At 43.4% G+C, this 22,969-nt stretch carries 24 protein-coding genes; 8 read left to right on the forward strand and 16 right to left on the reverse strand.

All coding sequences use genetic code 11. From position 1 onward, the window contains the following. Positions 1-13: 13 nt before the first annotated feature. The 13 genes from tolB to cysS all read right to left on the reverse strand — a co-directional run bounded on the left by tolB (position 14) and on the right by cysS (position 11,515). A complete protein-coding gene (gene tolB / locus EXZ60_RS03770) occupies positions 14-1,366 on the reverse strand; it encodes a Tol-Pal system beta propeller repeat protein TolB (RefSeq protein WP_277435300.1) in 1,353 nt (450 codons plus the stop codon). Positions 1,367-1,378: 12 nt separating this feature from the next. Next, positions 1,379-2,449 carry a cell envelope integrity protein TolA gene (gene tolA, locus EXZ60_RS03775; RefSeq protein ID WP_277435301.1) on the reverse strand — a complete coding sequence of 357 codons (1,071 nt, stop codon included), beginning with the start codon at positions 2,447-2,449 and terminating at the stop codon, positions 1,379-1,381. Between the two features lie 12 nt (positions 2,450-2,461). After that, positions 2,462-2,905 (reverse strand): protein TolR, encoded by a 444-nt coding sequence (gene tolR, locus EXZ60_RS03780; RefSeq protein WP_277435302.1) that lies wholly within the window; start codon positions 2,903-2,905, stop codon positions 2,462-2,464. Positions 2,906-2,908: 3 nt separating this feature from the next. Continuing rightward, positions 2,909-3,592 (reverse strand): protein TolQ, encoded by a 684-nt coding sequence (gene tolQ / locus EXZ60_RS03785; RefSeq protein WP_013856573.1) that lies wholly within the window; start codon positions 3,590-3,592, stop codon positions 2,909-2,911. Continuing rightward, positions 3,582-4,001 (reverse strand): tol-pal system-associated acyl-CoA thioesterase, encoded by a 420-nt coding sequence (ybgC, locus tag EXZ60_RS03790; RefSeq protein WP_017042272.1) that lies wholly within the window; start codon positions 3,999-4,001, stop codon positions 3,582-3,584. The genes tolQ and ybgC overlap by 11 nt, the downstream gene beginning before the upstream one ends. A 179-nt stretch (positions 4,002-4,180) precedes the next feature. Further along, positions 4,181-4,483: a cyd operon protein YbgE gene (gene ybgE / locus EXZ60_RS03795; RefSeq protein WP_013856571.1), complete on the reverse strand. Its 303-nt coding sequence runs from the start codon at positions 4,481-4,483 to the stop codon at positions 4,181-4,183. Then, positions 4,476-4,583 (reverse strand): cytochrome bd-I oxidase subunit CydX, encoded by a 108-nt coding sequence (cydX, locus tag EXZ60_RS03800; protein ID WP_000270284.1) that lies wholly within the window; start codon positions 4,581-4,583, stop codon positions 4,476-4,478. Before cydX ends, ybgE begins: the two co-directional genes overlap by 8 nt. Before the next feature lie 11 nt (positions 4,584-4,594). Further along, entirely contained in the window at positions 4,595-5,731 is a 1,137-nt protein-coding gene (gene cydB / locus EXZ60_RS03805; protein WP_277435303.1) for a cytochrome d ubiquinol oxidase subunit II, read from the reverse strand. Between the two features lie 17 nt (positions 5,732-5,748). Next, positions 5,749-7,335 (reverse strand): cytochrome ubiquinol oxidase subunit I, encoded by a 1,587-nt coding sequence (gene cydA, locus EXZ60_RS03810; protein WP_026028788.1) that lies wholly within the window; start codon positions 7,333-7,335, stop codon positions 5,749-5,751. Positions 7,336-7,807: 472 nt separating this feature from the next. Beyond that, positions 7,808-8,812 (reverse strand): Holliday junction branch migration DNA helicase RuvB, encoded by a 1,005-nt coding sequence (gene ruvB / locus EXZ60_RS03815; protein ID WP_017042275.1) that lies wholly within the window; start codon positions 8,810-8,812, stop codon positions 7,808-7,810. Further along, on the reverse strand, positions 8,809-9,429 hold the full coding sequence (gene ruvA, locus EXZ60_RS03820; protein ID WP_013856566.1) for a Holliday junction branch migration protein RuvA: 621 nt from the start codon (positions 9,427-9,429) through the stop codon (positions 8,809-8,811). The genes ruvB and ruvA overlap by 4 nt, the downstream gene beginning before the upstream one ends. A gap of 100 nt (positions 9,430-9,529) precedes the next feature. Next, entirely contained in the window at positions 9,530-10,051 is a 522-nt protein-coding gene (ruvC, locus tag EXZ60_RS03825; protein ID WP_013856565.1) for a crossover junction endodeoxyribonuclease RuvC, read from the reverse strand. 81 nt (positions 10,052-10,132) lie between these two features. Beyond that, on the reverse strand, positions 10,133-11,515 hold the full coding sequence (gene cysS, locus EXZ60_RS03830) for a cysteine--tRNA ligase (RefSeq protein WP_277435304.1): 1,383 nt from the start codon (positions 11,513-11,515) through the stop codon (positions 10,133-10,135). Between the two features lie 179 nt (positions 11,516-11,694). On the opposite strand from cysS, the gene EXZ60_RS03835 reads away from it, so the two are divergent. From EXZ60_RS03835 to EXZ60_RS03850, 4 genes are all read left to right on the forward strand, one after another. Then, on the forward strand, positions 11,695-12,189 hold the full coding sequence (locus EXZ60_RS03835; RefSeq protein WP_010319203.1) for a peptidylprolyl isomerase: 495 nt from the start codon (positions 11,695-11,697) through the stop codon (positions 12,187-12,189). A 36-nt stretch (positions 12,190-12,225) separates the two neighbouring features. After that, positions 12,226-12,960, forward strand: coding sequence for a UDP-2,3-diacylglucosamine diphosphatase (lpxH, locus tag EXZ60_RS03840; protein WP_277435305.1), 735 nt, complete (start codon positions 12,226-12,228; stop codon positions 12,958-12,960). A gap of 97 nt (positions 12,961-13,057) precedes the next feature. Next, entirely contained in the window at positions 13,058-14,272 is a 1,215-nt protein-coding gene (locus EXZ60_RS03845; protein ID WP_277435306.1) for an EAL and HDOD domain-containing protein, read from the forward strand. Between the two features lie 67 nt (positions 14,273-14,339). After that, positions 14,340-14,807 carry a YchJ family metal-binding protein gene (locus tag EXZ60_RS03850; protein WP_115339105.1) on the forward strand — a complete coding sequence of 156 codons (468 nt, stop codon included), beginning with the start codon at positions 14,340-14,342 and terminating at the stop codon, positions 14,805-14,807. Positions 14,808-14,855: 48 nt separating this feature from the next. On the opposite strand, the gene EXZ60_RS03855 is transcribed toward EXZ60_RS03850, so the two are convergent. Beyond that, positions 14,856-15,404, reverse strand: a complete 549-nt coding sequence (locus tag EXZ60_RS03855; RefSeq protein WP_157724195.1) for a DUF2057 family protein — start codon at positions 15,402-15,404, stop codon at positions 14,856-14,858. Positions 15,405-15,544: 140 nt separating this feature from the next. Beyond that, positions 15,545-16,567, reverse strand: a complete 1,023-nt coding sequence (locus EXZ60_RS03860; protein WP_088728948.1) for a porin — start codon at positions 16,565-16,567, stop codon at positions 15,545-15,547. 513 nt (positions 16,568-17,080) lie between these two features. On the opposite strand from EXZ60_RS03860, the gene dinG reads away from it, so the two are divergent. From dinG to rsmS, 4 genes are read left to right on the forward strand one after another with little or no spacing between them, the layout of a single operon-like run. Then, a complete protein-coding gene (dinG, locus tag EXZ60_RS03865) occupies positions 17,081-19,156 on the forward strand; it encodes an ATP-dependent DNA helicase DinG (RefSeq protein WP_038198259.1) in 2,076 nt (691 codons plus the stop codon). Between the two features lie 54 nt (positions 19,157-19,210). Next, complete coding sequence (locus EXZ60_RS03870) at positions 19,211-19,990, forward strand: TSUP family transporter (RefSeq protein ID WP_017042283.1); 780 nt, start codon at positions 19,211-19,213, stop codon at positions 19,988-19,990. Beyond that, positions 19,987-20,535: a primosomal replication protein gene (locus tag EXZ60_RS03875; protein WP_026027178.1), complete on the forward strand. Its 549-nt coding sequence runs from the start codon at positions 19,987-19,989 to the stop codon at positions 20,533-20,535. Before EXZ60_RS03870 ends, EXZ60_RS03875 begins: the two co-directional genes overlap by 4 nt. 1 nt (position 20,536) lies before the next feature. Further along, positions 20,537-20,707, forward strand: a complete 171-nt coding sequence (gene rsmS / locus EXZ60_RS03880) for a pleiotropic regulatory protein RsmS (RefSeq protein WP_013856554.1) — start codon at positions 20,537-20,539, stop codon at positions 20,705-20,707. A 33-nt stretch (positions 20,708-20,740) separates the two neighbouring features. Here rsmS and EXZ60_RS03885 read toward each other — a convergent pair whose 3' ends face one another. After that, positions 20,741-22,858 carry a methyl-accepting chemotaxis protein gene (locus EXZ60_RS03885; protein ID WP_277435307.1) on the reverse strand — a complete coding sequence of 706 codons (2,118 nt, stop codon included), beginning with the start codon at positions 22,856-22,858 and terminating at the stop codon, positions 20,741-20,743. Between the last annotated feature and the right edge of the window lie 111 nt (positions 22,859-22,969).

A 22,969-nucleotide genomic window follows, 5' to 3' on the forward strand; every position in this document is an offset into this window, starting at 1 on the left:
TGATACTTACTTGCTATAAAAACGGAGACCACGCAGGAGCCCTAACGCGACCATTTGTTGCCGGTAATCTAGCTTTGAAACGCCCATCTATAGACACCATCGAAAGTACATTCGCTTTGTTATAAATAGAACTGTATATGACCATACCACCATTGGGTGCAATACTTGGAGACTCATCGAGCAAAGTCTTTGTTAGAATTTGCACTGAACCAGTTTCCAAATCTTGTTTCGCCAGATTAAAACCCGAATTACTTCGGTTTACCATGACAAGGAATCGACCATCAGGCGTTATTTGTCCACCTAAATTCTGGCTGCCTTGCCATGTCAGACGATTGGTAGAACCGTCTGATAAATTTACTTGATATATCTGTGGTTTACCACCCCGATCCGAAGTAAATATTAGCGATTTACCATCAGGATGCCAGAACGGTTCTGTATTATTTGATCTGCCACTCGTTATTTGTTTCAGCTTCTTGGTTGTCAAGTCCAGAGTATAAACCTGTAAGCTGCCCGTTTTAGACAACACCAAAGCGAGGGTTTTCCCATCTGGCGAGAACCTCGGTGCCCCATTATGGCGTGGGTACGAGGTCACTTTCTCTCTTTCGCCAGTATAAATATTCATGATGAATATTTCCGCTTGGCCGTTTTGGAAGCTCACATACGCCAGTTGCTTACCATCAGGTGACCAAGTCGGTGACATCAAAGGCTGTTTTGAACGAAGTACTAAACGTTCATTGTAACCGTCATAGTCAGCAACCCTTAGCTGGTAAGGATATTGTTCATCGTCGTTGACCACCACGTAGGCAATACGAGTGAGAAACGCACCCTTATCACCCGTGAGTTCTTGATAGACCAAATCTGAAATTCGATGCGCATACTCACGCATTCGGTTTGCTGGTACGGTGGCAACTTTATTGAATAAAACATGATCTTTAGAAAGCACCAACTGTCCATCGTTACTTAATGCTTTGCTTTGGCCTTGTGTCAGTTGACCACGCACTACATCTACCAATTGGTAGTTGATGACATAATTACCTTCTGCATTTTGCGTAATGCTACCTGTGAGCAAAGCATCAACGCCGATGCTGGTCCAAGCATCAAACTTCACATCGGTTTCATTGTAAGGCGTTTGTGGCATTTTGCTGGTCGCAATCGGGCTAAATTTACCACTACGTTGCAAATCTGACGCGATCACCGCAGAGACATCCTGCTGTAATTTTGTTTTGCCTTCCCACTTAAACGGTACGATAGCAATCGGCCTTGCTGAATTAATGCCGTCGGTGATCACAAGCTCCAATGCGGCGTTGGCGAGCTGTGCACTACTTGCGATGACAAGTAAGCATCCTAACATCAATCGCTTTAACACAAGCTTTTCCTTTTAATTTGGGTCTACAGTTAAATTAATGTTTTTCAATTTATTGACTACATCAAGATCATCTTTAGGAAGTGGAAATGTGCCCACCTGCGCAACAGCACGTTTTGTCGCCGCGCATAGCCTAGAGTCTCCCTCAATAATGCTTAGATTCCCGAGTACCGCTCCCGTTCCCGTAGGAATAAGCCGTAGGTTCACTTTGCACTGTTTGCTTTTAAAACTGTCTTCAAGCAGCAAATTTTGTTGAATGAGCTGCACATAAATTGCTCCATATCGCTGAGCTTCACTCATTACAAATTGGGAACGAGCTGAGCTATTTTGCTCGGCTTCTGATTCTAACCCGGAAAAAATGTTGTTCAGTGCCGCTTCTTGTTCTTTGCGTTCGCGTTCCAATCTCTCCAAGCGTGCTTTCTCTTTTTTTGCATTCTCGGCCGCTTTTTTCGCTTCTTGTTCTTTGGCTATTCGCTCTTTCTCGGCTCGCTCTGCGGCTTCACGCTCTTTACGAGCTTTCTCTTTGGCCTGCTCAGCTTCTTTCTCGCGGGCAATGCGTTCTTTTTCCGCTTTCGCAATTTCAGCCTCTTTAACAATGCGCTCCTGTTCCGCTTTTTTAACTGCTTCTTCTTTTATCTTGCGTTCCGTTTCTGCTTTTAATGCTCGATCTTTTTCTTTACGGGCTCGCTCTTCTGCTACTTTACGCTCTTGTTCTTTTGCGGCACGTTGCTTTTCAGCTTCTCTGGCCGCTTTGGCTTCCTGAGCTTGTTGCTCTTTTAATTGGCGAATATTCTCTTCTTCCGCTTTGCGGCTTTTTTCCAACTGCTCACTTTCGCGGCGTAACTTATCCAGCCGATCCTGCTCTTTTTTGGCGACGGCCTCACGCTGATTACGAATTTGCTGTGCCTGTTTTTGTACCAATTGTGGGTCAATCACCACGGCTTGAACCATCGGCCCTACAGGCTCGGGCTTAGTGAGGTTAAAATCCGATCCCCATAACAAAGCAGTGATCAACACTGTATGCAAAGCAGCCGAGATAATGATGGGCTTTTTGTAATCGCTTTTTTTGGATTTATGATCTTTCATGAACAGTACAAACTATCCTTTAATTTCGGTTAGCAGACCTACTTTTGAAATGCCCGCACGATTCAATTCATCCAGAACCAGTATCACTTCTGCATAAGGCGTTGCAGCATCACCGCCAACCGCAACCGGTGAATCCGGTTTCAACGACAATTCAGCTTTGATTCTAATGATCACATCTTGCAGCGAAAGACCCCGCTCGACTTCTTCATTATTTACGCTCAACCCGAGACGACCTTCTTTATCTATTTCCACGATGATAAAACTACTATCACTATCACCTTTCAGCTCAGCCGCTGACTTTGAAGTGGTGGTTTTAGGAAGCTCGACATCAACGCCTTGAGTGACAAACGGCGATGTCACCATAAAAATAATCAGCAACACGAGCATAACGTCGATATAAGGGACAACGTTAATCTCAGCTGTCAACTTGCGCTTTTTACGCTGGTAACCCACCATCGTCTATTCCCTACCAGCCATCGCTTGGCGGTGAAGAATGCTATGAAATTCTTCAGAAAAGGTGGCGTAATTATGCTCTAATTTGCTGACTTTATTGCTCAACCTGTTGTAAGCCATCACCGCAGGAATAGCCGCAAATAAACCCATAGCGGTCGCAATCAGCGCCTCTGCAATACCAGGAGCCACCATTGCTAACGTCGCTTGCTTCACCGCACCTAACGCAATAAATGAGTGCATGATTCCCCATACCGTACCAAATAATCCAATGTATGGGCTGATAGAACCCACGGTCGCTAGAAATGGCAGACTGGTCTCTAACTCGTCCACTTCCCTTGCGACAGCAACTCGCATCGCACGTCCCGTCCCTTCCATAATGAAATCGGGTGAAGTGGCGTTAGTCTTGCGTAAACGTGCAAATTCGGTAAAGCCAGAATAAAAAATCTCTTCTGTACCCAAAAGTTCATCTTTACGCTTTTTGACATCTTGATAAATAACGGATAAGTCAGTACCAGACCAAAATTTGTCTTCGAAAGCATCAGCGTTCTTTTCTGCTTGGGAAAGGACTTTACTACGTTTGATGATCATCGCCCACGAAACGATAGACATCCCCAAAAGGATTAGCATCACCATCTTGACCAATAAGCTGGCTTGCAAAAACAGATCGAGAATTGAGATATCAGCAGTCACTATGGGTTAACTCCAAAATTATTGATTGAGGCATCGCTTTTGGCCTCATGTTCTGATTGTCGATGCATGCTACCTTAACTATTGCTTTACACAATACTTTACCTTCAGGATTGACGAGCTCTTGACAGAAGATCAATGAGGCTTTTTTCAACGCCGAAATCACAGTATTTATCGTCAGCATATCGTCTAAACGTGCAGCTTGTAGAAAATCGATGTCAACGTGCCTGACCACAAAACCAATGTTCTGCTGCAAAAGCGTCTGCTGAGACACTCCAACTGCGCGTAACATTTCAGTTCGGGCTCGTTCAAAGAATTTAAGATAGTTTGAGTGATAGACGACACCACCAGCATCCGTATCTTCATAGTAAATCGTTACAGGCCAATGAAAGGCTGAGGCTGTATTTTGCACAAAGGTTCCAACACATATACAGATTTAGGCGGATACTATAACGCAACTCATTGACGTTAGTACAAGCATTGAGTGGACTTTTACAAAACTTGAAACAAAAAATTAGTGCTGTCTCAAAGAGGCAGCACTAATGTGCGTCGTTAATCAACCTTCGACAGGTTATTCATACACAGTAAATATCAAACTAGTCGAATAATCGTTAGGTAAATTAAGATCGATAATGAAATGTAGGGGCTAAACAATAATTGCCAAAACCATTTGCGTGGTCTAAAGCCAACACCAAAAACCATACTTGCACACAGCGCCCATATCATGAGTGGTGAAATAACCGCGTTGAAACCACCAATGCTCTGTGAATACAGCTCGGGATCCCACATAATCATGGCGATATGATAAAAACCAAGCAAGAGCGATAAGACTCTGAGCAGAGTCTTATCAACCAGTTTATGGTACTCAGTGACTTGCATTGCAAGTTTACTCACTGTCTTTGTCCATCATTTCAGAATGCTCTAACCAAAGAGCGTTGATGATGCCAAATGCACAAGCTAAAAGCACGCCTAGAATCCATGCGAAATACCACATATCTATGCTCCTTAGTAAAGTGAGTTTTTGTTTTCTTCAATAAACTTGCTATCAAGACGACCAAACATCTTGTAGTAAGTCCAAGTGGTGTAACCAAGAATGATAGGTACCATTACAAAAGCGACCACTGTCATTAAGTTCAACGTCAATTCACTCGATGTTGAGTCCCACATGGTCAAGCTGTTACTTGGTACTAAGCTTGAAGGCATGATAAATGGGAACATCGCAAAACCAGCGGTGAAAATCACACCCGCATTAGCTAAGCTAGAAGCCAAGAATGCGAGACCACCTTTTTCAAAACGCGACGCCAACACAGCAAGTAGTGGCATGGCAACACCCAAAGCTGGCGCTATCCATAGCAATGGGTAAGCGTTGAAATTAACCATCCACGCCCCCGCCTCACGTATCACTTCTTTATTGAGTGGGTTTGATGCAGCATGTGTATCAATGACGCTGGTAATCACGTAACCATCGATGTTTTGGATCCAAAACCCTGCAGCGACGAAAGTAACAGCAACCAACAAGCCCATTAGTTGAGCGACGCCACGAGCGCGTGCATGCAGCTCATCGGTGGTTTTCATCTGTAGCCAAGCGGCACCTTGTAAAATAATCATAAACAAGCTGACTAAGCCACAAAGCAGAGCAAATGGGTTCAACAGACCAAAAAATGAACCGTGATACGTTGGCATCATGAAATCACTGAGTTGGAATGGCACGCCTTGTAGTAAGTTGCCAAAGGCAACACCAAAGATGACTGGTGGTACAAAGCCACTAATTGAAATACAGATATCCCAAGTATTACGCCACTTTGGATCTTCAATTTTTGAACGGTAATCCAAACCAATCGGACGAAGCCATAATGCAGCCAATGTAACAATCATAGCCAAATAAAATCCGGAAAATGATGTCGCATAGACTAACGGCCAAGCCGCAAACAGTGCACCACCTGCCGTGATAAGCCAAACTTGGTTACCATCCCAGTGTGGGGCAATAGAGTTGATCATGACACGCCGTTCACTGTCATTCTTACCAATGACTGGAACAAGAGCACCAACGCCCATGTCAAAACCATCCGTGATTGCAAAACCAACCAGCAGTACGCCGATCAGCACCCACCAAATTAGTCGCAAGATTTCGTAATCAAACATTATTCTATCTCCCTGCCTTATGCTTCGACTTGACGGCTAACTTTGTCTTCAACAGAGTTTGCGTTTTGCTCAAAGTGATAACGACCAGTTTTCAGGCTGCTAGGCCCTTTACGAGCAAATTTAACCATCAGGTAAACTTCAGCAATCAAGAACACTGTGTACAGTGCAAGAATCGCAAACAATGAGGTCCATAATTCGCCCAGAGTTAGGGCAGAAGCGGCAACATTGGTCGGCAATATTTCACCAACAGCCCATGGTTGACGGCCATATTCAGCAACAAACCAACCTGCTTCAATTGCAATCCACGGTAGAGGAATACTGAACAAGGCGGCTTTAAGTACCCATTGTTTTTGCTCAATTTTCTGACGGCAAGTTTGAATAAATGCTGCACCAAAGACAAATAGCATCACAAAACCGACACCAACCATCAGGCGGAATGACCAAAATAGTGGCCATACGGTTGGAATTGAATCATCGGCGGCGGCTTGAATTTGCTCTTCCGTTGCGTCCGTCACTTTGTCGGTATAGCGCTTAAGAAGTAAACCATAACCTAAGTCACCTTTCACTTCGTCAAATGCATCCATATTCGCTTGAGATTTTTCACCCGCACGAAGTTTTTCTAGTAAACCATAGGCATACATACCGTTACGGATGCGATCGACGTGATCATCACGTAAATCACGCAACCCTGTGACTTCAGTATCGAGAGAACGTGTAGCGATAATACCCATCACGTATGGAATTTTTACTGCATAATCGGTGTGCATGGCGTCTTGGTTAGGCAAACCAAACAGTGTAAATGCAGCTGGCGCAGGTTCCGTGTGCCACTCAGCTTCAATCGCAGCCAGCTTCACCTTTTGAACTTCACCCACTTCATATCCTGATTCATCACCAAGCACAATCACGGACAAAATAGCGGCCATGCCGAATGATGCAGCGATAGCAAATGAGCGGCGTGCAAACGCAACGTCTCGACCTTTCAGCAAGTAATATGAGCTAATACCAAGAATGAACATCGCGCCAGTGGTGTAACCAGAAGCGACGGTATGCACAAATTTCACTTGAGCAACTGGGTTGAAAACGACTTCAGCAAAGCTGACCATTTCCATACGCATAGTTTCAAAATTGAATTCTGCGCCGACTGGGTTTTGCATCCAACCATTCGCAATCAAGATCCAAAGTGCCGAGAAATTGGACCCCAGCGCAACCAACCAAGTCACGCCCAAGTGCTGGCGTTTTGATAGTCTATCCCAACCAAAGAAGAACAAACCGACAAAGGTTGATTCTAAAAAGAAGGCTACAAGTGCTTCAATCGCAAGAGGGGCGCCAAAAATGTCACCTACATAGTGGGAATAGTATGACCAGTTTGTACCGAACTGGAACTCCATAGTGAGGCCAGTGGCCACCCCAAGGGCAAAGTTAATACCAAAAAGCTTACCCCAGAACTTTGTCATGTCCTTATAGATTTGCTTATCAGTCATTACATACAAAGATTCCATGATGGCTAAAAGAAAAGCCATACCTAGAGTCAATGGAACGAACAGGAAGTGATACATCGCTGTCAGTGCAAACTGCAACCGCGATAGATCAACGACGTCAATCATGGTAACTCCTTTGTGCCGGCTGAATGACACTTTTGACATGCTAAGCGGGTTAAAATTCCTCAAAATCCATCAGTGATATAACCTTATCAAATGTTGAAAAATATCAGAATTTTGTTGCAAGCATGTACCGTTATGGTTAGTTAATTGTTAAGCATCAGCTAATATAGCTGGGACTAATACTACTTCTAAATGCAGGTTGTTTCAAAAGATTTATGGGAGAAAAACGCCTTGATTTACATCAATTTTCACGCGGCAAATCTGAACAAAAAAAGAACAAAATGATCCACATCAAAGGAAGAATGAAATTGTTGTGAGTATTTAGTGAAAGGAATAGAAATTAATACAACGAATCACACAGAGAGTTAACAATACACTTCACATCATTAACTCTTTAGTGATAAGGAAATTATCATAAATAAGATGTAGTTCACACTTTGTGCTTACCACCTAAAAATGATGATGAGGTGTAAACTTATTTTTCAATTCCGAAGTGAAGATAGGCGCGATCGGTCGCCATTCGTCCTCTTGGTGTCCGTTGTAAATAACCTTGTTGGATAAGAAAGGGTTCTAACACATCTTCAATGGTATCTTTTTCTTCGCCGATTGCAGCGGCTAGGTTATCGAGACCAACAGGTCCACCGCCAAATTTGTCCATAATTGCTAGTAATAGCTTTCTATCCATATAGTCGAAACCTTGGCTATCAACATCCAACATGTTTAGCGCTTTATCTGCAGTCTCTATACATATGTGCCCGTTGCCTTTCACTTCAGCGTAATCTCGAACTCGGCGCAATAAACGGTTGGCAATCCGAGGCGTTCCCCTTGCTCTCCTAGCCACTTCAAGTGCACCATCCGCTTCCATCGACAATCCTAAACAGTCCGCGCTTCTTTGCACTATGTACTGTAGATCATCAATTTTGTAATACTCAAGGCGCTGTACAATACCAAAGCGATCACGCAAGGGTGAGGTTAACGAGCCAGCGCGAGTTGTTGCCCCAATCAGCGTAAAAGGGGGTAAATCGATTTTAATGGACCGAGCGGCTGGACCTTCGCCAATCATTATATCGAGCTGGTAATCTTCCATTGCGGGATAAAGAATTTCTTCAACCACTGGACTTAATCGATGAATTTCATCAATAAAAAGAACGTCGTTCTCTTCAAGGTTAGTCAGTAATGCCGCCAAATCACCTGCTTTTTCCAATACCGGACCAGAAGTTGTGCGGATATTCACTTCCATCTCATTGGCAACGATATTGGCTAATGTTGTTTTTCCAAGCCCTGGAGGGCCAAAAATCAGGAGATGGTCGAGTGGTTCGCTGCGCATTTGTGCCGCTTTAATGAAGATTTCCATTTGATTACGTACATGATCTTGGCCACGATAATCCGCTAATTTTTTGGGACGAATCGCGCGATCAATAATATCTTCATCTTTAAAAATAGGGCTATCAGGGGCAATTAAGCGATCAGCTTCAATCATACCATTGCTCTCAAGGCTTCTTTAATCAGCGCTTCACTGGTCATGTCAGCTTTCATTACTTGTGCCACTACTTTAGAAGCTTGTTGAGGCTTATAACCCAAAGAAAGTAACGCACTGATCGCTTCTTCTTCCGCATTGCTCGTGAGCGCTTCCAAGGAATTGTTATCGACTGGCGCAGCGTCAGTAGCGGGAGTGAAGAGGTCACCGGCTCCCCAACCTTTCAGCCTATCTTTCATCTCAACAACCAAACGTTCAGCGGTTTTTTTACCCACGCCAGGAAGCTTAACTAATGTGGAGATATCTTCACGCTCAACGCATGAAACAAATTGACCGGCCGTCATTCCGGACAAAATACCCAAGCCTAATTTTGGCCCGACGCCATTCGCTTTAATCACTTCACGAAATAAAGCTCGCTCTTTTACCGTGTTGAAACCATATAAAAGCTGCGCATCTTCTCGGACCACAAAATGGGTATAAATGACCGCTTCTTCGCCCAATTTAGGGAGTTCATAGAAGCAACTCATTGGCATTTGGACTTCATAACCAATGCCAGCGACTTCAATCAATAGCTCTGGAGGTTGCTTTTCAATCAGAATGCCGCGAAGACGTCCAATCACAGGAAATTCCTTAGAGAAATGAGGTTATTTGACTCGGATGATAATAAATAACTGGATGTATAGCCAGTAGAAAAATACCACCTCGCTCGAGATCGGTTTTTCAGCGATATCGACCTTTTTTAGCACTGCTTGCCCGCCCAGCTAACGCGATCAAGGTTTTATTGGTATTCGCATGACAAATTGCCACACCCAGAGCATCGGCGGCATCCGCTTGTGGCTTAGCCGATAATTTGAGCATTTGCTGGACCATATGTTGCACCTGTGCTTTATCAGCACTACCCGTACCAACTACAGATTGTTTAACCAATCGAGCGGCATATTCATAGACTGGAAGATCCGCATTCACCGCCGCCACAATAGCACTGCCCCTTGCTTGCCCGAGTTTGAGTGCTGAGTCCGCATTCTTTGCCATAAATACTTGCTCGATGGCAAAAACATCAGGCTGAAACTGTGTGATGATTTCCGTCACACCAGCGTAAATTTGCTTGAGCCGCCCAGGTAACTCTTTTTCGGAGGTACGAATACATCCACTACCAAGATAGTACAAATATCGTCCATGCTGCCTGATCACACCATAACCTGTGATTCGCGAGCCGGGATCTATACCTAAAATAATTGACATGAAAACCTTAATCGTGGACGAAAAACAAAATGGGCTTAACCAATAAAGTTCAAGCCCATCATCGACAAGTTAACTGCCTGATTATTTACGACGCCAAGTAGTCCCACTTGGGCCATCTTCTAAAATGATGCCGAGTTCGTTCAACTTATCGCGTGCCACGTCAGCATTAGCCCAATCTTTTGCTGCACGTGAGTCATTACGCAGTTTGATCAAAGCTTCAATTTCAGCCACTTGTTCGTCGCCATTAGCATCCCCTTTAAGAAACGCTTCTGGATCTTGATGCAAAATGCCAATCACATCGGCAAGCTCACGCATAAGTGCGCCAAGAGCGCTGGCTTGTTGGAGATTTTCTGTCTTCAGCTTGTTGATATCACGTGCCATATCAAACAAGACGGAATAAGCCTCTGGCGTATTAAAGTCATCATTCATCGCTATCGTAAAGCGACTGACATACTCTTCACCGCCCGCAACTGCTACGGTTAAATCCAACCCTCTCAACGCTGTGTATAGACGCTCTAGCGAGGCTCGCGCTTGTTTTAGGTTATCTTCGCTGTAATTTAATTGGCTGCGATAATGGCCCGACATCAAGAAATAGCGCACCGTTTCCGCATCATAGTGAGCAAGTACATCGCGGATTGTGAAAAAATTCCCTAATGATTTAGACATTTTTTCTCTATCCACCATCACCATGCCACTGTGCATCCATGTGTTCACATAGGAAGTGTCATGTGCGCAGCATGATTGAGCAATTTCATTTTCATGATGAGGAAATTGCAAATCAGAGCCTCCACCATGAATATCAAAGTGATTACCCAAAATCGCTGAATTCATCGCCGAACATTCGATGTGCCAACCCGGGCGTCCTTCTCCCCATGGGGATTCCCAAGTGGGCTCGCCCGGCTTCGACATTTTCCACAACACAAAATCAAGTGGGCTACGCTTAGCAAGATCAACATCAACACGAGCGCCCGCTTGAAGCTGATCGAGATCTTGTTTGGATAACTTGCCGTATTCGTCAAATTTGCTGACTTCAAACATCACATCACCATTAGAAGCAACGTAAGCAAAACCGCGTTCAATCAGTCGTTGCACCAAGCCTATGATTTCTTGGATATAAGCGGTTGCACGAGGCTCGACATCTGGACGTTTCATATTCAATGCATCGAAATCTGCATGCATGTCTGCGATTAAGCGCTCGGTTAGCGAATCGCAAGATTCACCATTTTCGGCAGCACGTTTAATGATTTTGTCATCAATATCAGTGATGTTACGCACAAATGTAAGGTCATAGCCTAAGTAGCGCAAGTAACGAGAAATCACATCAAAAGAAACGAAGGTGCGACCATGGCCAATATGACAGAGATCATAAATGGTGACTCCACAGACATACATACCCACTTTGTTGGCATGAATTGGTTTGAATTCTTCTTTTTGTCTAGTGATTGAGTTATATATTTTCAGCATGATCTCTATCTAATAACTGTTTGAACTAAAATGGCTTCACAGTATAACAACTCTAGCCTAGCTTGGTCATCCTTATTCTCTCGCAATAATACGGCCCCTAAAGACATTTGTTGATTTGAATGTGTCCAAAGTTCAGTTAAAATCCGGGCCTCAACGAAAAATAGATAAAGGTAACTATCATGATCATCCTTCACACGAATTTTGGTGATATTAAAATTCAACTTAATGAAGAAAAAGCACCAGAAACAAGCGCAAACTTTCTACAGTACTGCCGTGACGGTTTTTACGATAACACTCTGTTCCACCGCGTTATCGATGGATTCATGATTCAAGGCGGCGGCATGACCTCTGGCCTAAAAGAAAAAACAACTCGCGCAACGATTAAAAACGAAGCCAACAATGGCCTAAGCAATAAGATCGGTACTCTTGCCATGGCGCGCACTATGGATCCACACTCTGCAAGTTCTCAGTTTTTCATCAACGTGAACAACAACACATTCCTAGATTTTCGTTCAGAAAGCCGAGATGGCTGGGGCTACTGCGTGTTCGCTGAAGTGATCGAAGGTATGGATATTGTGAACAAAATAAAAGCAGTGAGCACAGGCTCTATGGGCATGCATCAAGATGTTCCACTAGAAGAAGTGTTCATTTCTGGCACAACCATCGAAGAGTAAAGGTAAAAGGAGCGCTATGCGCTCCTTATTTTTATTATGCATACACTATTTATTTCTGATTTACACCTAAGCCCTTCTCGACCAGATATCACTGAGTGTTTTATCCGTTTCATGCGCGAAGAAGCCATTCATGCCGATGCACTGTACGTGCTTGGCGATCTTTTCGAATTTTGGATAGGTGACGATGATAATTCACCTTTCGCCAACCAAATAAAATCGGAATTTAAGCAACTGACTCGCAAAGGGGTTGCTTGCTATTTTACTCAAGGAAACCGCGACTTCTTGCTTGGCAAACGATTTGCGAAAGAAACCGGAATCACCCTTCTCCAAGAAGAACAAGTAATTAACCTTTACGGAAAAAAAGCCGTGGTGTTGCATGGCGACACACTCTGTATTGACGATATAAAGTATCAAGCCTATCGAAAGAAGGTTCACCAGCCTTGGCTACAATGGGTATTTAATCGGCTGCCATTTTTTGTAAAGGTTCGTATTGTGGGTAAAGTACAGTCGGGCATCCATAATGATAAACAAATGAAATCTATGGATATTATGGATGTCACACAAAGTGAAGTGGATAGAGTTCTGACCCAGTATAGGGTCGATTTAATGATTCATGGCCATACTCATCGACCAGAGATTCATCACAGAAATCAACTTCATGGCACCGCAACGCGAATTGTTTTGGGTGACTGGTACACTCAAGGCTCAGTCTTAGTCTATGCTAATGATGGTTACGAACTGCAAACTCGGCCATTTAGTTCTAAAAACTGATGCCAAGTCGCACTCTGATACTATTAATTGTTCGTATCAAAAGCTAAGCTATAATAAGTAATATCAATGATATCAATAATTAGATAAGAGTCTTGCCTTGAAATACTCCTATATCGCCAGACAGCCTATACTCGATCGTGACCGAAAAACTATCGGCTACGAGCTGCTATTTCGAGACGGCCCTAAGAACACCTTTCCAGATATAGACCCAGACTTAGCAACGAGCCGGTTACTCTCTGATCATTTTTTATCCACTCATTACAATACGCTGGGTAAGCATTTAGGGTTTGTCAATTTTCCTTATCAAAGTCTGATTAACCTCGTGCCTACGCTTTTTCCTGCGCAAAATTTGGTCGTTGAGGTATTGGAAGATTGCAAACCAACTTTAGAGTTATTAGAAGCAATTAAAAAGATGGCGAAGCTTGGTTACCGAATTGCGCTTGATGATTTTGTACCCAGTTCAGGCTGGCTCGTCTTCTTCCCCTATGTGTCAATTATCAAATTTGACATCCGTGTTGTTTCCCTTGAAAAAGCAGCTCGCTTTATTCAAAAACTTGGCGCAACGAAAATTGAGTTCCTTGCTGAAAAAGTAGAAACTTATGAAGAGTTTAAGCAAGCTAAAAAGGCGGGCTTTACCTATTTTCAAGGCTACTTTTTTAGCAAACCAGAGATGTTACAGCGCAAAGCGTTAGAGCCCGCATTTCTTACTGTGGTGCAACTGTTCAAAGAAATAGCCAAATCTAACCTAGATTACAAAGCCATTGAGGAGCTTGTCGCCACCGACCTGACCCTATCTTACAAACTGTTAACCTTTGTTAACTCATCCGCAACAGTCAGTTCAAAAATCCATTCATTTAAACAAGCGCTGATTTATCTCGGTGAACAACGATTGAGAAAGTTTATCTCCTTGGTTGCTATTGCTTCGACGCAAGAATCTAAACCGGACTATTTGTATGGTTTATCCATTCAAAGGGCAAGATATTGCGAGCTGATCGGTGTGAAAGCAAAAATGAACGTCGAACCCGGTTCGGCCTTCCTGACAGGAATGTTTTCGCTACTCGATAGCCTACTTGATCAACCTTTAGAAAGTATCATGGAAGAGATGCCTATCGACGAATACGTTAAACTTGCATTAATAGAAGGGAAAGGAGAATTAGGTCTGGTACTCGAGTTAACTCGAGCTTATGAACAGGCTGACTGGCAAAAGGTTGAGAAAATTGCTAATGCGTTAAATATCGAAGAGCCCGTGGTGAAAGAGTGTTACAACGAAGCTGTGAAATGGACAGCCGATTTACTGGGTGTCCACTCCTGAGTAGACATCGAGTTTAGATCTCCTTAAACTTCCCCGTCTTATATGAATGGGCAATTTGAGAGGATTTATGAACCAATGCTATTGTGGTAGTCATTTAGATTACCAACACTGTTGTGAACCAATCCACAGTGATTCAGCTTTAGCCATCTATCCAGAGCAACTGATGAGAGCCCGCTATAGTGCCCATGTTCTGGGTTTGGTTGATTTCGTCATCAATACCTATCATCCGAGTTGCAATGCACCACAGCAACGTGACGCGATTGAAGAATCAATCAGCAGTCAATGGTGTGGGCTAGACGTCATCTCCGCAAGTATCCGCAACAACGAAAATGAAGGCTTCGTTCATTTCAAAGCCTATTACACACAGAATCAACAGCAATTTTGTCTGCAAGAACGTTCACGATTTATACGAGAAAATGGTATCTGGTTCTACGTTGACGGTGAATTTCCACAGGAGAACACACCAACGAAGCTAGGACGAAATGACCCATGTCATTGCGGTAGCGGCAAGAAATTTAAGAAGTGTTGTGCTTAAATTAAAACGCCAAACTAGAGAAATTTGGCATTTCATATTTGATGGCGATCACTCTTGTTCGATAATCCATTTTCGAAACGATTTGCGCTCTTCCTTTGTTGACTTTAGATACCATATTTGAAGTTGGGTCAGAGAGTCTTCAGTTGTGCTAATGGCATCAGAATTATTCACCATATCTATTTTCTTGAGGTTGTCAGAAAAAAATATTGCGTTGTCAATGTTATATGATTTAACTAAAGATCCCACATCCATATATGGGAATACTTCGACTGTCGAAGGAAGAATTTTCTGTTCGACACTCACATCCTCAGAAGTTTGAATATCAAAAACTGGTTTTTTCCGTTCGTTTTCAGCATTAATTTTGTCATAACGATTAGAAATCAATTTTATAAATGCTTTACTATTTATGTCTTTCTGCCCCTGGAATGTCAGGGTAACCAAATAAGGGTAGGTAGCATAATACTCCATTTTTCCACCACTTTTTAGGCGTCCAGAATACCGGAGAACAAGTTGCAAATATTCACTGTCAAAGGTCAGAGAGTTATCAGCCTTCTGCCCATTTACGTAAAGTATCTCGATGCCAGAGTCTACAGACAATTCATACCCATTAGCCACTGTTGAGCTACATAAGAAAACTAAAATACAAATAAAGGCTCTCAACAACAAATCAAATCTCCCGATAAATAAAAAGCCAATGCACTGCACTGGCTTTTATGATACTTAAAAATTAAAGTATTTTAGAACGTGTAGTAAGCACCGATTAGAGCAACATCTTTTTCTTGGTTACCACCTGCAGCAAAATCATTTGATGTTTCTGCAGTTTGATATTCAGCAAATACCGTAATGTTGCTTGCTAGAGCATAATCAACACCGACAACTAGGTTTTCTGTATCACCTTTAGCATCTACACCGGTTTTAGTAACTTCATCAATACTCATAACAGCATAAGTTGAATAGAGGCGTACATCATTAAATGAGTAAGAAGCAGCTACACCAATCGCATCACCAGAATAGAAATCTGAGGCTGTGAAGAAACCATACTTGTTGTTACCTTCATATTGGCCATAAGTCACAGCGAAGAAAAAGCCAGATACATCAACAGAAGCCGAGATACCTGCTACAGAGTAATCAGTATCAGCTGCAGCTTCACCTGTTAGGTATGAAGCACCGATAGAAAACATATCTACAGTGTAGTCAAGTGATACACCGTAGGTATTGTCAATATTTTCGTTAGATTCTGTATTGACATCAGCTACAAATACTAAACCGTCTACAACTTTAGCTTTAAATACAGCGCCGTGACCTGTTGACTCGCTACGGTGACCACCTGTAGAGCCCATGTATTTACCTTCATTGGTAATATCATCTTTTTGGATAGCATCCATAGAGTCAGCTAGATCTCCAACTTCACCTACAGCAACACCCCAAGTCTCAGTTTTAACGCCGACATACAAATCGTCAAATGATGCTTTGCTATCAGTAGACTCGTAATCAGAACCAGCCTCTATTTCAAAAGAACCAAACGCTTTCAGGGTATCAGTCAGTTTTGTTTCTGCATCAAGCTGGATTTTTCCCCAAACATTAACATCTGGATCGGTTTTTGTTTCTACTTGAGCGGTATTTGTAGATTTAGTTGTTGCCAAATAAGCATCAACTTCGCCTTTGAGCTTCACGGCTGTCGTGTCGTTAGCGTAAATTTCTGCTGCGTTAACTGAGCTTGCTGCCGCAAGCACTGCTAGTGCTAATAGAGTCTTTTTCATAATTAATCCACTGCCTTTTCTTATGTATGGGAATTCCTTATCCGGTTCCCTTTGTTTTTGCTGGCAACTTCCAAATTTAAACTCGGTTCGTTGCCGCCATTAAATCTCAAGGATTAGATTGCAAAAGATTATCCTGCATGTCAAATATCCTAAAAAACAAACAAAAATAAAGGTAAAAACAATTAAAAACATATGGTTACATGATGTTTTCATAAAATTACGGGCGACTTCCAAGCAAAAACATCACACAATCTAAAAACTAACAACCATGAAGCATCAGAATTAAACACCAATAAAATTCATTTTGGCAAGATTAAATAGATATTAAGGCCATCATTTAACCGAATGGGTAGTTTTATATTTTCCACAATGAGAATTAAACATAAGTTCCTGAAGGTTCAGTTTTTTTTTGTGAACAAGATCTAGATTTGATCTAAAAGCATACGATTTCGTGAACTGCGTATCCTTTAGTGAACTGTGCTAGACTCGGCACTCTGCTATTTAGGTCTGTGTATGCTTACAACAAAAATCCAAAAATCCATTCGGGATAGTTATCAAAACCTGCAATTTCAGCTCGAAAACTTCATTCCTCGTCGAGGACAAAATTATCTTGTTGCTGAGATTGCAAAAACATTGTGTGGTTCATATCACAAGTCCAACCGAATCTTGATTGCTGAAGCGGGTACAGGAATAGGGAAATCACTCTCCTATTTAATGGCAGCGGTTCCTGTTGCAGTGTTGAATAATAGAAAGGTTGTTGTTTCGACAGCCACAGTGGCACTTCAAGAACAGCTGATCAGCAAAGATTTGCCTTTATTTAGACGCATCACTGATCGTCAATTCTCTTTTATCCTTGCCAAAGGACGTCAACGATACTGTTGCACCGAAAAACTCGCGGCTGCGTGTGGAGTAGATGGATCACAAATTGCCCTGTTCGAATCAAAGCCACAAAAAAAAGACGTTGAATTATTCACCACCATGTATGAAAAACTGACTCAAGGAAAATGGAACGGTGATCGCGACTCGTGGCCAAAAGCGATTAAAGATGAGTTATGGCAACTGATTGTTAGTGATAAGCATAGTTGTAATGGTAGCTTTGCTGGCCACAGAGATTGTCCTTTTCAAAAGGCGCGTTCAGAACTGGATAAAGCCGATGTCATTATTGCCAACCACAGCTTGGTCATGGCGGATGCTGACCTTGGCGGTGGTGTCATTCTGCCTGAGCCCGAAAACACCATTTACATTTTTGATGAAGCACACCACTTACCTCATGTAGCACGAGATCACGCTTCAGCGTCCGCAAGCTTGAAAGGCGCAGCAAGTTGGTTAGAAAAACTCAATCAATCCGTAACCAAGTTTTCAAGCTTAGCCGAAGAAAAACGAGTGGCACGTTTTCGTAATGAACTGCAAGAGACACTGCAACAACTTATCCCAAGCTTGAGCCAACTGACAAAGCAGTTTGTACCCGAACAATTTGAAGAAAAGCGATACCGTTTTGAGCATGGCGAACTGCCACAATGGCTTGAAGAAGAGTCTAAAACCCTGAAGCGGCTCTCTCAAAAAGCCAATCAATCCGTCGCTAAAATTGCGGACTTGATTGCTGAGCGAGTTAAAGAAGGCGAACTCGCCGCTCGGTTGGCAGAACCAGCACTGGCTGAATTAGGCTTTTATATTCAACGTTTAGAGAACCTTGCCCAAGTATGGCTGCTGATGGCGGAACCTAAGCGAGAAAAAGGAGCCCCTTTGGCACGTTGGCTTGAAATTCACCCTGAACGTGAAGGTGATTTCATTGTTAACGTTTCACCGCTAGAAATTGGTTGGCAACTTGATCAACAGATCTGGAGCCGCTGCATCGGCGCAATCTTAGTCTCTGCGACGATGCGAGCTCTTAACTCGTTCAGCTACTTTTGCTCGCAAGCAGGGATCAGTGAAAAGGCCGAAGATGGCACACGTTTCCTAGCACTCGCTTCACCGTTTGATTATCAAAATCAGGCCGAGTTACTCATTCCAGCCATGCGTTTTGAACCGCAAGCGAAAGAGTATACTGATTATCTGGTAGAGCGGCTCGCTGAGTTTATTCAGCCAAACAAAGCTAATTTAGTGCTATTTGCTTCTTACTGGCAAATGCGCGAAGTGGCTGAAAAAATATCAACAGATTTTGTTAAACGAGGCTGGGCGCTGCAAGTCCAAGGTGAAATATCACGCACAGAAATTCTAAATAAACATAAAATGCTAGTGCAGTGTGGTAAAACGAGCGTGATGTTTGGCACCAGTAGCTTTTCGGAAGGGCTAGACTTACCAGGAGAACTTTTGGAGAATCTGGTGATCACAAAAATTCCGTTTGCCGTACCAACCTCTCCAGTTGAGCAAGCTCACGCCGAATACATAGAGAAGCGAGGCGGAAACTCTTTTATTCAGATAACCGTTCCTGAAGCCAGCAAAAAGCTGATCCAAGCCGTCGGGAGATTGCTGCGCAAAGAGCGTGATTCTGGTAGAGTCGTGATTCTCGATCGCCGAATCGTTTCAAAACGCTACGGAAAATCATTATTGGACTCGCTTCCTCCATTTAAAAGAACAATAGAATATTAGCTAGGGGCTTAACGCTGCACCCTTTCATCTCATTACTCAGGACCGATTTTATTCATGGAATTTGTTGAGCCAACCACTTTGATTGTGTTGGCGCTTGTTGCTTTTATTGCTGGCTTTATCGATGCCGTCGCTGGCGGCGGTGGCATGCTTACTGTACCCGCGTTATTATCAATCGGTCTTCCGCCGCACATCGCACTAGGAACGAATAAGCTGGCAGCAACATTTGCCTCATCAACTGCCGCATTAACCTACTATCAGAAGAAGTTGTTTCAACCAAGTTGCTGGGTCAGAGCTTTCATTGCCACCTTAATTGGCGCAACCATAGGTACTTTTGCTGTCGATGCGATCAGCACCGATTGGCTACAAAAAGTGCTGCCGCTCATTATTCTAGCTGCCGCTATCTATACGATATGGCATAAAACACCACATGCACACCAGAATGTCAGCCCGCCCCCCTGCCCTGTACTTCACAAAAAGCAGTATGCGCAAGGCTTGATACTTGGATTTTATGACGGGCTGGCAGGGCCGGGGACTGGCGCATTTTGGACAGTCAGTTCGATGGCGTTATACCGACTCAACATTTTATTGGCCTCTGGCCTTGCTAAAGCGATGAATTTTACCAGTAATGTAACGTCATTGGTTACCTTTGCCATTTTGGGGCATATTGACTGGGTGTTGGGACTGACTATGGGAGTTTGTTTGATGGTTGGAGCTTTTGTTGGCGCACATTCAGCGATTCGTTTCGGCGCTAAATTTATTCGTCCGGTGTTTGTGAGTGTGGTCAGTGTGCTTGCAATTAAGCTGACTTATGATGCGTGGTTTGCAGGCTTATGAACCATTTTTCTCAATTGAAGTCCTTAATTGAAGAGTTGAAGCAACAAGCCGCCAGTGTTGACCGAACTCGTGGTGAACACCATCAGGCTCTGTTTGATGAGCGCCTGTTCCACTGTAAAGCGCACTTATTAATCCCTTGTGTTATGGAAGCAAAAGCGACCTTTGATTCCATCGTGCGCGAACAAGAGAGCCAACGGCTAACCAGTCAACGAGCTCAATATCTAACCGATCGACTGCTTGCACAAATTGCGGCAATCCAACGCGAAATATCGACAGTATCGATCAGAAAAAGTGAGCCCAAGCATCGCAGCTATTATCGCAAACCGATCAACGCGTTATATCAAGAGCTGGCCCAGCACCAAGAATGGGAGCGGAGGCTGATGGATATGGTGAGAGAAAAAGAGCTCGGGCTCAAGCAAAATTCTGCTGTTAGTCAGCAGCAAGCACAAAAAGCGTTATTGACCGTAGAGCAGCGGCTCAAGCGTTGCCAAGAAGCCAAAGCCAAAATTGAGAAACAAATTACGTTCAGGGAGAAAAACCAATAAAATGAATGATCCTACTGTACCGCTAGACGGTGCGTCTGAAGAGATAAAGCTCGCTGTCGATCTCATCTACTTATTAGAAACCAATCAGATTGAACCACACACCGCACTTGAAGCGCTGAAAATCGTACAGCAGGATTTATTGCGTAAACTGGATGATACTGCGAGAGAGTAAGAAGCAAACATCTACTTCTTACTCTTTCAGCCGTTAGACTTTAAATTGCCCAACCAACTGTTGCTGCTTAGCCGAGAGTTGGCTTATCTGAGCACCAACCGATTCTGATTCACCGACCAGTGTCAATATCTGCGCGCTAAGATCACGAATATTGGATAGGCTGAGGTTGACTTCACCAGAGACGGCTTGCTGTTCTTGGGCCGCTTTCACAATCTGGCTATTCATATCGTTAATTGCTGAGATGGATTCAAACACTATTTCTAATTCAGCAACGGCCTTTTGGACTTGTATCGCAGTTCCATTTGCTAACGCGTTTCCTTGCTGGATCACCTCAACTACGCCCTCAGTACCTTGTTGAACTTTTTCTATCACTTTGCGTATTTCACCCACAGAATTCTGAGTCCGCTGGGCCAAATTACGTACCTCATCGGCGACAACAGCAAACCCTCGCCCTTGATCTCCGGCCCGAGCCGCTTCTATAGCCGCATTTAATGCGAGCAAATTGGTTTGCTGTGAAATTCCCTCAATGACCGTTAAAATTTCGGTAATATTGATATTGTTTTGAGCCAACTCTTCAACAACCGGCACCGCATCACTCATTCGCACCACCAGCTTATGCATCTCAGCTTCAGAGGCACGGATGACATCCTGCCCAGTCAGTGCGGAGTGATTAGCTTGCGAAGCGGCTTGCACCGCAGCCTCGGCATTTTGCACAACGAGACTTGCTGTTTGTGTCATTTCTTCAGAGGCAGTCGCCACCATATCCATCTCTTTAAATTGAGACTCACTACGGCTACGTGTTTGTACGGCAGACTGCCGTGCCTGTTCAGTCGTTTGAGCTACTTGGTTCGCACTTTCTACGATCTGCTGAATGATAGCCTGTAATTTGTCTAAAAACTGGTTAAAGCCGCGTGCCAAATCACCGATTTCATCATGGCTACTGATGACAAGCCGCTGAGTTAAATCCCCTTCGCCAGAAGCAATATCTTGTAACCGCTCCACGACCGCTCGAATAGGTTTCACAATTTGGGTGGCAGCTAGCGCAATGATTGCGAGCCCTAAAAAGACTAGCAATGCGCCGACTAATAACTCCGCTCTAACGCCATTCTCTACCTGTTGAGTAATGATCTGATCCAGTTGATTGGCATCAGCTAGCACACTCGATGTCGGCATTTCAAAAACCACGCCCCAAGTCTGGTTCGCCACCTGAATAGGAGCAAAGACAGACAACCACTGCCGATCTGAATTCCATTGAGAATGGACTTTACCCTCGGCTAGAAGATTGGCGATCTCCTTTGTAGTCAAAACGGAATCAGCCAGTGGCGCGCCTAAGGTTAATTCACGCTCATCAGTCGCAATAAGCGTGTTATTTAAGCTGACAATAAAGACCTTACCACTACCGCCAAATAGACTTTGATCTGAACTCAGTGCAATAGCTACCAGTGGGCTAAGCTTTAAATCGATGCCAAAAAAGCCAATCGCAACGCCATCAATCAAAATGGGCACAGAGAGAGAAGAAGTAAGAAACGTTTCATTGTCTTGAATCACGATTTTAGGCGATGAGATACATGCACTAGCTGTTGTTAACGGGCAGGCGAAACGCTCACTGTTTCCTTCATCCTTCAATGCCACTTCGCTTAATACATTTGCCACCACATTTTCACCATTGGAGGACGTTATCCAGTATGCAGCGAATCGACCTATTTCATTTGAGCCTACATAGTCAGCATTCTGGTAGTTGTCATCCTCGCTATCGAGCAAATTTGGCTTAAAGACGAGATAAGCCCCCTGAACATTGGGATAATTGACTACCGTCTTGCGAACCATTTCATCTAAAGATGTCCTTAACGCTTCGCTTTCACCAAAATTTTCTTCGGTATTTGATTTGAAAAACAAGGCCGTATCAGCAAGCATCTGAGCCCGATACATGGCTTCACTGAGATATTCAGATACTTCGGTGGCATTGAGCCGCGCCCGAGTTTCTAATAACTGCTGCGATTTATTGATCACAGAATCTGAACTTTGTTGTTTTATTGCTTGTTGGTTATTCACTGCGTTATAAACAGAAAAACCAATGAGAGACAATGACGTAATTAACAGGCAAAGGCCGGCTAAAAGGGTTATTTTCCATTGAACCGAAAGTGTTCGCATACTACATCCTTATGCTGCGCTAATAGGGTTTTCAGACAAAACGGTGACCGTTTTAATTAGAGCATATTGACTTGAGAGATCAATCGTAAGTTTACATAAATGTTAATAAAA

Origin of the sequence: Vibrio sp. 1151_11 (genome assembly GCF_029478525.1) — a bacterium.
In the GTDB taxonomy this organism is placed as follows: Bacteria; Pseudomonadota; Gammaproteobacteria; order Enterobacterales; family Vibrionaceae; genus Vibrio; species Vibrio anguillarum.